This window comes from Azospirillum picis (assembly GCF_017876115.1).
GTDB lineage: Bacteria > Pseudomonadota > Alphaproteobacteria > Azospirillales > Azospirillaceae > Azospirillum > Azospirillum picis.
Genome location: NZ_JAGINO010000010.1, coordinates 62,282 through 75,943, shown reverse-complemented (window position 1 = coordinate 75,943; position 13,662 = coordinate 62,282). Strand labels below are relative to the sequence as shown.

Sequence of the window (13,662 nt, the reverse complement as noted above, 5' to 3'; positions counted from 1 at the left end):
ATCAGCCCTGCCTCAGATGCTTGACCATGGGAAGGATCTGCTGGTCGATCACCTCGGGCGTCAGCGGGCCGACATGCTTGAAGCGGATCCGGCCCTGGCGGTCGATCAGGTAGCTTTCCGGCACGCCGTAGACGCCCCAGTCGATCGACACCCGGCCGTCCTGGTCGGCGCCGATGGCGGCATAGGGGTCGCCGTTGCGCGACAGCCAGGTCCGCGCGTCCTCCGGCTTGTCCTTGTAGTTGATGCCGAAGACCGTCACCCCCTTCTCGCGCGAGAGCCGGGTGATGACCGGATGCTCCGCCTTGCAGGGGATGCACCAGGAGGCGAAGACGTTCACCAGCGTCACGTCGCCGGTCAGCCTGGCCGAGGACAGGCCGGCGCTGGCCGGCAGGCCCTCGATCGGCGGCAGCTCGAAGACCGGTGCCGGCTTGTCGATCAGGGCCGACGGGATGTCGCGCGGATCACGCTCGAATCCCAGGTAGAAGGCGACGCCCACGCCGATGAACAGCAGGAAGGGCAGCAGATAGAGAAGACGGCGCATGGTCGTGTTCGTCCTTGTTCCCGCCGCTCACTCGGCGGGCAGCGGGGCGGTCTTGCCGGCGGCGCGGCGGCGCTCCGGCGCGCCGATGCGGAAGCGGCGGTCGGTCAGGCTGACCAGCCCGCCCAGCATCATCCCGACGCCGCCGATCCAGATCCACGGCACCAGCGGGTGGTGGTAGATGCGGACGATCCAGGCGGTGCCGTTCTGCGTCGGGTCGCCCAGCGCCACGTAGAGGTCGGAGAAGACGGTGGTGTGGATCGCCGATTCCGTAGTGGTCATGCGGGTGGTGCTGTAGCTGCGCCGCTCCGGCTCCAGCGTCGCGACCGGCTTGCCGTCGCGGGTGACGGTGAAGACGCCGCGCTCGGCCTGGAAGTTGGGGCCGGTCACCAAGCCGACGCTGTCGAAGCGGAACTCGTAGCCCGCGACCTCGGCACGGTCGCCCGGCTTCATCGCGGTGATCGACTCCGTCTGCCAGGCCGAGGTGCCGGTCATGCCGAGGATCGACAGGCCGAGGCAGGCATGGGCGATGGTCATGCCCCAGGCGCTGCGCGGCAGGTGCACCGCCCGGTTCCAACTGTTCCGGAACGAGGTGCGGAACAGGCCGATGCGCTCGGCGAACTCCGCCAGCGAGCCGACGAAGGCCCAGGCGGCGAGCGCCACCCCGACCAGGGCCAGCAGCGGCCCGCCGCCGGCCTTGACGTAGGCGGTGACGGCGACGGCGACCACCACGGCGACGCCGGCCGCCCACAGCCGGGTCAGCGCCGAGCCCAGATCCGCCCGCTTCCAGGACAGGAAGGGGCCGACCACCATGGCGACCACCATCGGGATGGCGACCGGCACGAAGGTGGCGTTGAAGAAGGGGGCGCCGACCGACACCTTGCCCAGCTTCATGATGTCGAGGAACAGCGGGTAGAGGGTGCCGATGAACACCGTCGCCGTCGCGGTCGACAGCAGCAGGTTGTTCAGCACCAGCGCGCCCTCGCGGCTGATCGGCGCGAACAGGCCGCCGGCCTTCAGCGTCGGTGCCCGCAGGCTGTAGAGCAGCAGCGAGCCGCCGGTGGCGATCGCCAGCAGCACCAGGATGAAGACGCCGCGCTTGGGATCGACCGCGAAGGCATGGACCGAGGTCAGGATGCCCGAGCGCACCAGGAAGGTGCCCATCAGCGACAGCGAGAAGGTGACGATCGCCAGCAGGATGGTCCAGCTCTTCAGCGCGTCGCGCTTCTCCACCACGATGGCGGAGTGCAGGAGGGCGGTGCCGGCCAGCCAGGGCATGAAGCTGGCGTTCTCCACCGGGTCCCAGTACCACCAGCCGCCCCAGCCGAGTTCGTAGTAGGCCCACCAGGATCCCATGGCGATGCCCATGGTCAGGGTCGACCAGGCGGCGAGCGTCCAGGGACGCACCCAGCGCGCCCAGGCGGGATCGACCCGGCCCTCGATCAGCGCCGCGACGGCGAAGGAGAAGGCCATCGAGAAGCCGACATAGCCGGCATAGAGGAAGGGCGGATGGAAGGCCAGCCCCGGATCCTGCAGCAGCGGGTTCAGGTCGTTGCCGTCGAGCGGCGCCGGCATCACGCGGATGAAGGGGTTCGAGGTGATCAGGATGAACAGCAGGAAACCGACCCCGATCAGCCCCTGGACCGCCAGCACCCGCGCCTTCAGCGTCGGCGGCAGGTTGCGCCCGAACAGGGCCACGGCGGCGCCGAAGATCGTCAGCATGACGATCCACAGCATCATCGAGCCCTCGTGGTTGCCCCAGACGCCGGAGACCTTGTAGAGCATCGGCTTCAGCGAGTGGCTGTTCTGGACCACGTTCAGGACGCTGAAGTCGGACACCACATGGGCCCAGGTCAGCGCGCCGTAGGCGATCAGCACCAGCATCATCTGGGCGAGGGCGGCGGGGACCGCCACGTTCATCCAGGCGGCGTTGCGGGTGGCGGCGCCGATCAGCGGCGGCACCGACTGCACCAGCGCGACGAACAATGCCAGCACCAGGGCATAATGGCCGAGTTCGGGGATCACGGTCCCGCTACTCCTTCTTCGCGGTCTTCGTCTCGGACTCGGCGGGGTTCTTGTAGACGCCGGCCTGCTTCAGCGCCTCCGACACCTCCGGAGGCATGTATTTCTCGTCGTGCTTGGCCAGGACCTCGCGCGCGACGAAGACGCCGTTGGCCATCCTGCCCTCGGCCACCACGCCCTGGCCCTCGCGGAACAGGTCGGGAAGCTGCCCGCGGTAGCTGACGTCGACGGTGTGCGCCGTGTCGGTGACGCGGAAGGCGGTGGTGACGCCGTCCGGCTGCTTGTGCACGCTGCCTTCCTCGACCAGGCCGCCCAGGCGGAAGTTGCGGTCGCCCACCTGCTGCGTCTGGAGCTGGCTCGGGCTGTAGAAGAAGACGATGTTGTCCTGGAAGGCGGTCAGCGCCAGGGCGGTCGCCGTGCCCAGCCCGAGAAGGGCGAGGCCCAGCATGGTGAGGCGGCGTTTCTTTCGGGTCATCACTCGCTCGCTTCCGCCGGGGTCCCGGCGCTCTTGTCGGACGGCCGCTGGCCGGCCGCCCGTGCGCGGCGGCGTCCGGGATGGGCGCTTTCCAGCGCCTTCAGCGTCGCCTCGGCGTCGCGCAATCCCTTCCAGGTGGCGGCCAGCAGCCCCAGCAGGACGATGGCGGCGATGCCATAGGCCGGCCAGACGTAGGCGGCGTAGCCGCCCATGTGGAAAAACTCGCTCATCGTCCTTACCCCCGCGTCCCGTCGGCGGCGGCCGACAGCCGCAGCGTCTGGATCTTGCGCTGATTGATCTCCGTGCGCAGCCGCAGGAAGACGACCGACAGGAAATAGGCGGTGAAGGCGCCTGCCATCGCCAGCAGCGGCGCCAGCATGCTGGGATCGATGGATGGTCCGCCCATCCGCATCACGCTGGCCGGCTGGTGCAGCGTGTTCCACCAGTCGACCGAGAACTTGATGATCGGCACATTGACGATGCCGACCAGCAGAAGGACGTTCCCGGCCTTCATGCCGCGCTGCGGATCGTCGAAGGCGTTCACCAGGGCCATGTAGCCGAGATAGAGGAAGAACAGGATCAGCACGCTGGTCAGCCGGGCGTCCCACACCCACCAGGTCCCCCACATCGGCGCGCCCCACAGCGACCCGGTCACCAGGCACACGAAGGTGAAGCCGGCGCCGATCGGTGCCGCGGCCTTGGCGAACAGGTCGGCGAGCGGGTGCTTCCACACCAGCCCCACCGCGGCGGCGACGGCCATGTTGGTGTAGACGAACAGGCTCATCCAGGCGGCGGGGACGTGGATGTACATGATCCGCACCGTTTCGCCCTGCTGGTAGTCGGGCGGCGAGCCGAACAGGCTGAGCCATAGCCCGAGAATCATCAGGATCACGGTCGCTCCGGCGCACCAGGGCAGCAGCGCGGCCGAGAGGCGCAAAAAGCGGGCGGGATTGGCGAAGCGGTGCATAGAACGATGGCCCCGGTTCTGGATGACCTTGGTCAGGCTTGCGGACGATATAGGCTCATGTATGGCGGACTGCGAGGGCTTTCGCCTTGATCTCGGTCATGGAGCCTCGCCATTCATTCGTACTCTTACACCAAGGTATCAGGCGGCCCGACACGTGCCTGTCGCCGTCTCCCGCCGTCCTCTCGACGCCGGGAGCGGGGCTTTTCATCCCCGCCTGCCGCGCCGTCCGCTGGCCCGCCCGCCGGTGACTTTATCGGGATCAGGCCGCCGTCGCGGTCGGCGGGGCCGCCCGCATCGCCCCGGCGATCAGGTCGAAATCGCCAGGGGTGACGGGCAGGATGCCGAACCGGAAGCGATACCCCCAGTTCCGCACTCCCGCGGTCAGTTCCAGCCGGTCGAGCAGCGGCCGGACCGGGGCCTCCTCGGCCGGCCACCAGGACACGTCGCGCCGGAAGGGGACGAAGCCGCCGGCCATCACGGCCTGGTAGGGCTCGCCCGCCAGGACGGTGCCGATGGCGGTGAAGGACTTCAGCCCGTCCGCCGCGCCGAATCCGTCGGTCGGGGAGTAGTAGACGACCCGGTCGCCCGGCCGGATCCGCCGCAACGGGGCCGCCTTGCCATGGCAGACCTGCATGAAGCCGCCGGCCCGGCCGAGCCGGACATGCTCGGCGCCGGCGACCGCGATCCAGGTTTTCGTCCGGGCCGCCTCCCGACCCCCCGCCAGGTCCGCGGACCCGGCGCCGGCATGGTTGCCGCCGCTCACGACCGCACCTCTTCCGGGCGCACCTGTTCCGGCTGGGCTTCGTCCTGGCTGGGGGCGAACACCCGGAGGCGATGGCCGTCGGGGTCCTGTGCAACGAAGGTATGACCGAAATCCATCCTGGTCGGCGGCTGCAGGATGGCCAGGCCGCGGGCGCTCCAGTCGGCGTGAAGGTTGCGCACCGCCGCCTCGTCGGCGACGCTGAAGGCGATCTCGCTGCCGCCGGGCGCGGTCGCCGCCGGTTCGACCGTGTGCCGCGACCACAGGCCGAGCATCAGCCCGTCGCCGGCCTTGAACAGGGCGAAGGTCGGCGACTCCTCCACCGGCTGCCGTCCAAGCAGGCCGGCATAGAAGGCGGCGCTGGCGGCCGGGCTGTCGACATGGAGCAGGACGAAATTGAGGGCGAGGGCGGCAGTGGCGGCGCTGGCGGCGGTCATGGCGGGCTCCGGTCTTGACGGGGAAGGGTGGGGCGGTCGATCCGTTCGCCGCCCTCACCGGCACAGCCAAGGCTAGGCCCTCATGCTGACAGTTTCCGTCAGCATGCCGTCAGCGCTGCGGGATGCCCTCGGCCGTGCGCCATTCCTTCAGCATCGCCTGGCGGCGGCGGGGATAGCGGCTGTCGCTCGCGGTCAGGGCGAGGATGCGGTCGGTGCGGAAATGCCGGAAGGACTGGCGCAGCTCGCACCATGCCACCACCACCCGCACCCGGTCGAAGAAGCCCAGCGCGAAGGGCCAGACGATGCGCCGGCTTTCCGATCCGTCGCGGTCGCGATAGGCGATCTCCAGCTTGCGCTCGCTGCGGATGGCGCTGCGGATGGTCGCCAGTTCCGCATCCCCGGCGGCCCCCTTCGCATCGCTTCCGACGATGGGCGTTCTATCGCCTGCGGCGATGGGGGCACCCGGTCCGACCAGAAGGGTGGAGCCGTCCAGCCCTTCCCGCTTGTCGGGCGGCAGCACCGCGGCGATCTTGGCGAGCGCGTCGCGCGCCGCACCGCCCAGCCGGCTGTCGCCCCGCTCCACCACCCAGCGCGATCCCAGCACCAGCGCCTCCACCTCCTCCTCCGTGAACATCAGCGGCGGCAGCAGGAAACCGGCGCGCAGCAGGTAGCCGACCCCCGGTTCCCCCTCGATCATCGCGCCCTGCGCCTGCAGCGTGGCGATGTCGCGGTAGAGCGTGCGCAGGCTGACCCCCAGCCCGTCCGCAAGCGACTTGCCGCTGACCGGCTGGCGATGGCGCCGCAGGACCTGCATCAGATCGAGAAGACGTTCGGCGCGCGACATCGGGTTGGGGAGGATCGTTGTTGAGAACGGCCTTCATAGCATGGGGCTTGAAGGTATGGATGCCGATCGGTGGTCATCTCGGATCGGGGAGCGCGGGGCGGGCTGCCGCCTCATGCCGACCGCACCCGCCCAAAAGAAAAAGGCGCCTTCCCCAGGGGGAAGACGCCTTTTTCCCGACCCCGGCGGGGGAAGGGCCGAAGCCCGTCCCGCCGCCGGTTCCGGCAGATCACTCCGCCTTCTTGGTCAGGTCCTCGCCGGTGGCCTGGTCGACCTGCTTCATCGACAGCTTGACCTTGCCGCGGTCGTCGAAGCCGATGACCTTGACCTTCACCTGATCACCTTGCGACACGACGTCCGACACCTTGCCGACGCGCTGCTGCGCCAGCTCGGAGATGTGGACGAGGCCGTCGCGCGAGCCCAGGAAGTTCACGAAGGCGCCGAAATCGACGACCTTCACCACCTTGCCGGTGTAGACGACGTTCATCTCCGGCTCGGCGACGATGCCCTTGATCCACTCGATGGCGGCATCCGACTTCTTCTGGTCGACCGCCGACACCTTGACGGTGCCGTCGTCCTCGATGTCGATCTTGGCGCCGGTCTGCTCGACGATCTCGCGGATCACCTTGCCGCCGGAGCCGATCACGTCGCGGATCTTCTCCTTCGGGATGTTGATCACGGTGATGCGCGGGGCGTTCTCGTTGACGCCTTCGCGGGCGCCGGTCAGCGCCTTCGACATCTCGCCCAGGATGTGCAGGCGGCCGTCCTTGGCCTGGCCCAGCGCGATCTTCATGATCTCCTCGGTGATCGAGGTGATCTTGATGTCCATCTGCAGCGCGGTGACGCCGACCTCGGTGCCGGCCACCTTGAAGTCCATGTCGCCCAGATGGTCCTCATCGCCGAGGATGTCGGACAGGACGGCGAAGCCGCTGTCTTCCTTGATCAGGCCCATGGCGATGCCGGCGACCGGACGGGCCAGCGGCGCGCCGGCGTCCATCAGCGACAGCGAGGTGCCGCAGACGGTGGCCATCGAGGAGGAGCCGTTGGACTCCGTGACTTCCGACACCACGCGCAGCGTGTAGGGGAAGTCTTCCTTCTTCGGCAGCAGCGGGTGGATGGCGCGCCACGCCAGCTTGCCGTGGCCGATCTCGCGGCGGCCCGGGCTGCCCATGCGGCCGGCTTCACCCACCGAATACGGGGGGAAGTTGTAGTGCAGCATGAAGTGCTCGCGGTACTCGCCTTCAAGCGCGTCGATGATCTGCTCGTCCTGGCTGGTGCCGAGCGTGGTGACGACCAGCGCCTGGGTTTCGCCGCGGGTGAACAGGGCCGAGCCGTGGGCGCGCGGCAGCACGCCGACTTCCGACACGATCGGGCGCACGGTCTTGGTGTCGCGGCCGTCGATGCGGCGGCCGGTCTTCAGGACGGCGCCGCGCAGGATGTCGGCCTCAAGCTCCTTGAACTCGAAGCCGATCGACTGGGCGTCGAATTCCTCGGCCAGCGTCTCGAGCGCCTTCGCCTTGGCGGCGCCGACCTTCTCGTAGCGGACCTGCTTGACCGTCTCGGTGTAGGCGGCCTCGACGTCCGGACCGACGGTCGCGCGGAGGCGGGCCTTCAGGCCGGCACGGTCATAGGCCGGCTCCGGCAGATCCCACGGCTCCTTCGCGGCTTCCTCGGCCAGGTCGATGATCATCTCGATCACCGGCTGGAAGTTCTTGTGGCCGAACATGACGGCGCCGAGCATGACCTCCTCGGTCAGCTCCTTGGCCTCGGACTCGACCATCAGCACGCCCTCGGTCGTGCCGGCGACGACCAGGTCGAGGTCGCTGTCGTCGATCTCGTCCATCAGCGGGTTCAGCACATACTCGCCGTTCCGGTAGCCGACGCGGGCGGCGCCGATCGGACCCAGGAAGGGGATGCCGGAAATGGTCAGCGCGGCCGACGCGCCCACCATCGAGACGATGTCCGGATCGTTTTCCAGGTCATGGCTCAGGACGGTGCAGATGACCTGCGTCTCGTTGCGGAAGCCATCGGCGAACAGCGGACGGATCGGACGGTCGATCAGGCGGCTGACCAGCGTTTCCTTCTCGGTCGGACGGCCTTCGCGCTTGAAGAAACCGCCGGGAATCTTGCCGGCCGCGAAAGCCTTTTCCTGGTAGTTGACGGTCAGCGGGAAGAAATCGATGCCCGGCTTCGGCGCCTTGGCAGCGACGGCGGTGCACAGGACGGTGGTGTCACCATAGGTGACCAGGACCGCGCCATTCGCCTGACGGGCGATCTTGCCCGTCTCCAGGACCAGCTTGCGCCCGCCCCATTCGATTTCTTTGCGATGAACAGTGAACATTGAGTCTTTCCTTCCATCCGACACCCTGGTTCGGCCGGATTGCCGTCCAAGGCCGGGGTCATCGGTCGTAGAACCCCGCGAGACTGGGTTTGATGTGGTCTTCGACAACAGCAGTAAACGAAGCAAGATAGAGGCGCGGCGGATGCAAAAAAGGCCGGTCCCCGAATGACCGGGCCGGCCTGTCCGTCACGAAACGCTCGAGATCGAGTTTCTATTGCCAGTAACCAATGAGATTTTCCGAAACAGACAGGTGAGGAAGCCGGATGGTGCCGGCGATCGTGCCGGGAGCCGAAGCCCCGGCCGGATCGCCGGCCGGGGCTTCGGTTCCGTCACCGGAACGGCACGCTCATCGGCAAATGCCGATCAGCGGCGCAGGCCCAGGCGCTCGATGAGCGCGGCATAGCGGCTGTTGTCCTTCTTCTTGAGATAGTCAAGAAGGCGACGACGCTGGCCGACCATCACCAGCAGGCCACGGCGGGAGTGGAAGTCCTTCTTGTGGCCCTTCAGGTGTTCCGTCAGGTTGCTGATGCGCTCCGTCAGGATCGACACCTGGACCTCGGGCGAACCGGTGTCGTTGGTGCCACGGGAAAATTCCTTGATCAGCTCCTGCTTGCGCTCGGGCGTAATCGACATCGGGGTCTCCTGATATTCAAAGGTTGAGGACGCGCACCGGACGGACCTCCGCCCCCTCGACACGGGCAAGCGCCACCGGCGTTCCGCCGAAAAGCGCAATGACGGTGCGATCCCCGCCGTCAGGTCCCTGGACCGCCATCAGGCGGTCACGGTCCTGCCGGGTGAGGAGAGCCACCGTCTGGCCATGTCTCAGTCGGTGCGCTTCCGCTTCCGTCAGGGCCAGCGCCGGGATGTCGTCCAGCGCGGTCTCTATCGGCAGCAGAAGTCGTTCGACCGCCGCACCTTGCTCCATGGCGGCAAGTTCGTCCAGGGAAATCGCGCGGTCGAGCGTGAAGGAGCCGACGCGCAGGCGCCGCAGCAGCGCCACATGGCCGACCGTTCCCAGCGCCTCGGCGAGGTCGCGGGCCAGCGACCGGACATAGGTGCCCTTGCCGCAGTCGACCTCGAAGACCGCATGGTCGGCGTCGGGCTGCTCGACCAGCTCAAAGCGGTCGATGCGCACGGTGCGGGCCGCCAGATCCACCGCGTCGCCTTCGCGGGCGATGTCATAGGCGCGTTCGCCCCCGACCTTGATCGCGCAGAACTGCGGCGGAACCTGGTCGATCTCGCCGAGGAAGGCGGGCAGGGCGGCGCGGATCGCCTCGGTGGACGGCCGCAGGTCGGAGCGGTCGATCACCTCGCCCTCGCGGTCGTCGGTGCTGGTGCGCTCGCCCCAGCGGACGGAGAAGCGGTAGGTCTTCGACCCGTCCATCGCGTAGGACACCGTCTTGGTCGCCTCGCCCAGCGCGATCGGCAGGATTCCGGTCGCCAGCGGGTCGAGCGTGCCGCCATGGCCGGCCTTCTCGGCGTTCAGCAGGCGGCGCACCCTCGACAGCGCCTGGGTGGAGGTCACCCCTTCCGGCTTGTCCAGCACGACCCAGCCGTGGATCGGCGTGCCCTTGCGCTTACGAGCCACGACGGTGGCCCCGGTTCCCGTCCTCATCCCCGTCGTCGGGCACGGCGTCGTCGTCGAGGTCACCGTCCTCGTCACCATCCATGTCGGCGTCCTCCTCGCCGTCCTCCTCGCCGTCCTCCTCGCCGTCGTCGTCCTCGTCCCAGGCATCGTCCTCGTCATGGTCGTCGTCGCCATTGACGCGGCCCAGCGGGTGCCCGCTCAGGTCGCGGGCGACCTCCGGGCTGTGCAGGATGCTGTCGATGCGGTGGGCGTAGTCGAAGGAGGTGTCGCCCTCGAAGGTCAGGGTCGGGGCATGGCGCAGGTTGACCATGCGCGCCACCTGCCCGCGCAGGAAGGCGGCGGCCCGCTTCAGCGCGACCTGCGCCTCCTCCATCCGCTCGCCGCCCAGCGTCGAATAGAAGACGGTGGCATTGGACAGGTCGGGGCTGATCCGCACCTCGGTGACCGTGACGTTCAGCGAGGCCAGCTCCGGATCGTGGAAGTCCCCGCGGCGGAACAGGTCGGCAAGCGCGTGGCGCAACTCCTCGCCGACGCGCAGTTGCCGTTGGGACGGGGGCTTGCCGGCGATGAACGCGCCGCGCTTCTTGCTGGCCATGGTACGTGTCTTTCGTCGATGTCACTGGGCCGGGCCGCTTCAGCTCTCCGGCCGATCACACACAAAGGGGAGCTGCCGAGGGAGCTTCGAGAGTCTCCCATCCTGACCACTGCCCGCCGGGCAGAGGCAAGGCGGTGGCGATCACCCCAATATAGGAACAGGGCGCAGGACAGATCCCGCGCCCTTCAAAGCGAAAAAGGTCACCCGATCCATCCCGGCGGGTGCCGGAAGGGATCGGGTGAACCTGAAAGGTCAAAGCTCGCGAGCGATTTCCTCGATCTCGAAGGCTTCGATCTGATCGCCGGCCTGGATGTTGTCGTAGTTCTCGAAGGCCATGCCGCACTCGTAACCCTCGCGCACTTCCTTGACTTCGTCCTTGAAGCGCTTGAGCGTCTTGAGCGTGCCCTCGTGAATGACGACGTTGTCGCGCAGCAGGCGGACGCCGGCGCCGCGCTTGACGGTGCCCTGCGTGACCATGCAGCCGGCGACCTTGCCGACCTTCGTGATGTTGAACACCTCGCGGATGGTCGCGTAGCCGATGAAGCGTTCCCGCAGCGTCGGGGACAACAGACCGGTCAGCGCCGCCTTCACGTCGTCGATCACGTTGTAGATGATCGAGTAGTAGCGGATCTCGACGCCGTCGCGCTTGGCGAGGTCGCGGGCCTGCGGGTTGGCGCGGACGTTGAAGCCGATGATCATCGCGTTGGACGCATTGGCCAGCGTGATGTCGGATTCGTTGATCGCACCGACCGAGTTGTGCAGGACGCGGACCTTGACCTCGGTGTTCTCGGCCGTGAGCTTCTCCAGCGAGCTGGCGATGGCTTCGATCGAGCCCTGCACGTCGCCCTTGATGACGACCGGCAGTTCCTTGGCCTCGCCGGCCTGGATGCGGCTGAACATGTCCTGCAGCGAGCCGCGGGCCGAGGCCGCCACCGCCGCTTCGCGCTTCTTGCGCTGGCGGAACTCGGCGATCTCGCGGGCACGGGCCTCGGACTCGACGACGGTGAAGTCGTCGCCGGCCATCGGCGTGCCGTTCAGGCCCAGCACCTCGACGGGAACGGCCGGGGCCGCCTCGTTGACGGTCTGGCCGCGGTCGTTGATCAGGGCGCGGACACGGCCCCATTCGGCGCCGGTCACGAACACGTCGCCGACCTTCAGCGTGCCGCGCTGGACCAGCACGGTGGCGACCGAACCGCGGCCACGCTCCAGCTTCGCCTCGATGACGACGCCTTCGGCGGCCCGCTCGGAGTTGGCCCGCAGCTCCAGGATTTCGGCCTGGAGGAGGATGGCCTCTTCCAGCTTGTGCAGGTTCAGCTTGGCCTTGGCCGACACCTCGACGTCGAGCACGTCGCCGCCCATCTCCTCGACCACCAGCTCGTGCTGGAGCAGTTCCTGGCGGACGCGCTCCGGACGGGCGTCCGGCAGGTCGCACTTGTTGATGGCGACGATGATCGGAACCTTGGCCGCCTTGGCGTGGCGGATGGCCTCGATCGTCTGCGGCATGACGCCGTCGTTGGCGGCGACCACCAGCACGACCACGTCGGTGACGTTGGCGCCGCGGGCACGCATCTCGGTGAAGGCGGCGTGGCCCGGCGTGTCGATGAAGGTGATCTTCGCACCCGACGCCAACTGCACCTGGTAGGCGCCGATGTGCTGGGTGATGCCGCCGGCCTCGCCCGACACCACGTCGGTCTGGCGCAGCGCGTCGAGCAGCGAGGTCTTGCCGTGGTCGACGTGGCCCATGATGGTGACGACCGGCGGACGCGGCACCAGGATGGCGCCCTCTTCCTCGGTGGCACGCAGGCCGATCTCGACGTCGGACTCCGACACGCGGCGGACGCGGTGGCCGAACTCCGTGATCAGCAGCTCGGCGGTGTCGGCGTCGATGGTCTGGTTGATGGTCGCCATCACGCCCATGCGCATCAGCGCCTTGATGACGTCGGCGCCACGCTCGGCCATGCGGTTGGCCAGCTCCTGGACGGTGATGACCTCCGGCAGGACGACGTCGCGGGTGACCTTCGCCGTCTCCTGGCGGCTCATCTGCCGCATGCGCTCACGCTCGCGGGCACGGCGGACGGCGGCGAGCGACCGGGTGCGGTCGGTGCCGTCGTCGCTGAGCGCCTGCGAGACGGTCAGCTTGGTGCCCTTGCGGCGGTCGGCGCCGGCAGGAGCCTTGGCGGCCGGCCGGGCCGGCGCGGCCTTGGCGGGGGCGCCGCCGCGGCCGCCCTTGCGGCGGTTGTCGTCCTCTTCCTCGACGCGGGCCGGCGGGGCTCCGGCACCCGGCAGGGTGCGGCCGGGAGCGGCGTCGGCGGCCGGGCGGGCGGCGGCGCCGCCCGGGCGCTGGTCGCCGCCCGGACGGGCACCGGCGGGGCGGGCGCCGTCGCGGGCGGCGCCATCGCGGCCACCGTCGCGACCGCCGTCACGGCGGGCGGCCGGCTCGGCCTCGCGGCGCTTGGCGTCCTCGGCTTCCTTGCGCTTGGCCTCTTCCTCCTTGCGGCGGCGTTCGGCCTCCTCGGCGATCTTGCGATCCTCCTCCTGGATGGCGCGCATCTCCTCCAGCTCGCGCTGGCGGAGGGTTTCGGCGTCCAGGATGACGGGGGGCATGTCCGGCTCGGGCGCGGCGGGCGCGGCGGCCGGCGCATCGGCTTCGGCGGGAGGGGGCTCGTTGGCGGCGCGTTCGGCCGCCTCGGCGGCGCGGGCATCGGCCCGTGCGGCTTCTTCCTCGGCCTCGATCCGGCGCTGCTCTTCCATCGCGGCGGCGCCGCGAAGCGCGCGCAGGCGCGATTCCAGCTCCTCGCGGGTCAACTGGCGGCCGGCAGGCGCTCCGCCGCGCGGACGCTGGCCGGAGTTGCCGCGCATGGGCAGTCCCTGGGCGGCCTGACGGGCGGCGGCGCCACCGTCGGCCACGCCGGGGACGGCGCCCTTTTCGACATGACGCTTGCGCTTGACCTCGACGGTCACCGCTTTTGACCGGCCATGGGAGAAGCTCTGCCGGACCTGGGTCTCGACCGGCTTCTTCGACTCCAGCTTTCCTTTGCTGGCGCCGGTTAGGTGCAAGACTTTCTTCTGGTCCTGGTCGTTGCTATCGGTCATCGGTT

Annotated in this window: 13 protein-coding genes; all 13 read right to left on the bottom strand. The window is 68.8% G+C overall.

The window, feature by feature from the left end; genetic code table 11:
- Position 1 precedes the first annotated feature (1 nt).
- The 13 genes from J2850_RS15210 to infB all read right to left on the bottom strand — a co-directional run bounded on the left by J2850_RS15210 (position 2) and on the right by infB (position 13,657).
- Complete coding sequence (locus tag J2850_RS15210; protein WP_209983085.1) at positions 2-541, bottom strand: DsbE family thiol:disulfide interchange protein; 540 nt, start codon at positions 539-541, stop codon at positions 2-4.
- A gap of 27 nt (positions 542-568) precedes the next feature.
- A complete protein-coding gene (locus J2850_RS15205; RefSeq protein ID WP_209983083.1) occupies positions 569-2,563 on the bottom strand; it encodes a heme lyase CcmF/NrfE family subunit in 1,995 nt (664 codons plus the stop codon).
- A gap of 7 nt (positions 2,564-2,570) precedes the next feature.
- Positions 2,571-3,035 (bottom strand): cytochrome c maturation protein CcmE, encoded by a 465-nt coding sequence (gene ccmE / locus J2850_RS15200; protein ID WP_209983082.1) that lies wholly within the window; start codon positions 3,033-3,035, stop codon positions 2,571-2,573.
- On the bottom strand, positions 3,035-3,265 hold the full coding sequence (ccmD, locus tag J2850_RS15195; RefSeq protein WP_209983081.1) for a heme exporter protein CcmD: 231 nt from the start codon (positions 3,263-3,265) through the stop codon (positions 3,035-3,037). Before ccmD ends, ccmE begins: the two co-directional genes overlap by 1 nt.
- Positions 3,266-3,270: 5 nt before the next feature.
- On the bottom strand, positions 3,271-4,002 hold the full coding sequence (locus tag J2850_RS15190; RefSeq protein WP_209983079.1) for a heme ABC transporter permease: 732 nt from the start codon (positions 4,000-4,002) through the stop codon (positions 3,271-3,273).
- A gap of 259 nt (positions 4,003-4,261) precedes the next feature.
- Positions 4,262-4,765 (bottom strand): EVE domain-containing protein, encoded by a 504-nt coding sequence (locus J2850_RS15185; protein ID WP_307354425.1) that lies wholly within the window; start codon positions 4,763-4,765, stop codon positions 4,262-4,264.
- On the bottom strand, positions 4,762-5,199 hold the full coding sequence (locus J2850_RS15180) for a VOC family protein (protein WP_209983077.1): 438 nt from the start codon (positions 5,197-5,199) through the stop codon (positions 4,762-4,764). Before J2850_RS15180 ends, J2850_RS15185 begins: the two co-directional genes overlap by 4 nt.
- Before the next feature lie 109 nt (positions 5,200-5,308).
- Positions 5,309-6,043, bottom strand: coding sequence for a helix-turn-helix transcriptional regulator (locus J2850_RS15175; RefSeq protein WP_209983075.1), 735 nt, complete (start codon positions 6,041-6,043; stop codon positions 5,309-5,311).
- 226 nt (positions 6,044-6,269) lie between these two features.
- On the bottom strand, positions 6,270-8,381 hold the full coding sequence (gene pnp, locus J2850_RS15170) for a polyribonucleotide nucleotidyltransferase (RefSeq protein WP_209983073.1): 2,112 nt from the start codon (positions 8,379-8,381) through the stop codon (positions 6,270-6,272).
- Positions 8,382-8,744: 363 nt separating this feature from the next.
- Positions 8,745-9,014, bottom strand: coding sequence for a 30S ribosomal protein S15 (gene rpsO, locus J2850_RS15165; protein ID WP_209983071.1), 270 nt, complete (start codon positions 9,012-9,014; stop codon positions 8,745-8,747).
- A gap of 16 nt (positions 9,015-9,030) precedes the next feature.
- Positions 9,031-9,969: a tRNA pseudouridine(55) synthase TruB gene (gene truB, locus J2850_RS15160; protein ID WP_209983068.1), complete on the bottom strand. Its 939-nt coding sequence runs from the start codon at positions 9,967-9,969 to the stop codon at positions 9,031-9,033.
- Positions 9,959-10,564 carry a 30S ribosome-binding factor RbfA gene (gene rbfA / locus J2850_RS15155; RefSeq protein WP_209983066.1) on the bottom strand — a complete coding sequence of 202 codons (606 nt, stop codon included), beginning with the start codon at positions 10,562-10,564 and terminating at the stop codon, positions 9,959-9,961. The genes truB and rbfA overlap by 11 nt, the downstream gene beginning before the upstream one ends.
- A 252-nt stretch (positions 10,565-10,816) precedes the next feature.
- On the bottom strand, positions 10,817-13,657 hold the full coding sequence (infB, locus tag J2850_RS15150; protein ID WP_209983064.1) for a translation initiation factor IF-2: 2,841 nt from the start codon (positions 13,655-13,657) through the stop codon (positions 10,817-10,819).
- Between the last annotated feature and the right edge of the window lie 5 nt (positions 13,658-13,662).

Coding starts and splice junctions, on each gene's coding strand:
- J2850_RS15210 (WP_209983085.1), bottom strand. CDS start 541: ATGCGCCGTCTTCTCTATCTGCTGCCCTTCCTGCTGTTCATCGGCGTG.
- ccmE (WP_209983082.1), bottom strand. CDS start 3,035: ATGACCCGAAAGAAACGCCGCCTCACCATGCTGGGCCTCGCCCTTCTC.
- ccmD (WP_209983081.1), bottom strand. CDS start 3,265: ATGAGCGAGTTTTTCCACATGGGCGGCTACGCCGCCTACGTCTGGCCG.
- J2850_RS15190 (WP_209983079.1), bottom strand. CDS start 4,002: ATGCACCGCTTCGCCAATCCCGCCCGCTTTTTGCGCCTCTCGGCCGCG.
- J2850_RS15180 (WP_209983077.1), bottom strand. CDS start 5,199: ATGACCGCCGCCAGCGCCGCCACTGCCGCCCTCGCCCTCAATTTCGTC.
- J2850_RS15175 (WP_209983075.1), bottom strand. CDS start 6,043: ATGTCGCGCGCCGAACGTCTTCTCGATCTGATGCAGGTCCTGCGGCGC.
- pnp (WP_209983073.1), bottom strand. CDS start 8,381: ATGTTCACTGTTCATCGCAAAGAAATCGAATGGGGCGGGCGCAAGCTG.
- rpsO (WP_209983071.1), bottom strand. CDS start 9,014: ATGTCGATTACGCCCGAGCGCAAGCAGGAGCTGATCAAGGAATTTTCC.
- rbfA (WP_209983066.1), bottom strand. CDS start 10,564: ATGGCCAGCAAGAAGCGCGGCGCGTTCATCGCCGGCAAGCCCCCGTCC.
- infB (WP_209983064.1), bottom strand. CDS start 13,657: ATGACCGATAGCAACGACCAGGACCAGAAGAAAGTCTTGCACCTAACC.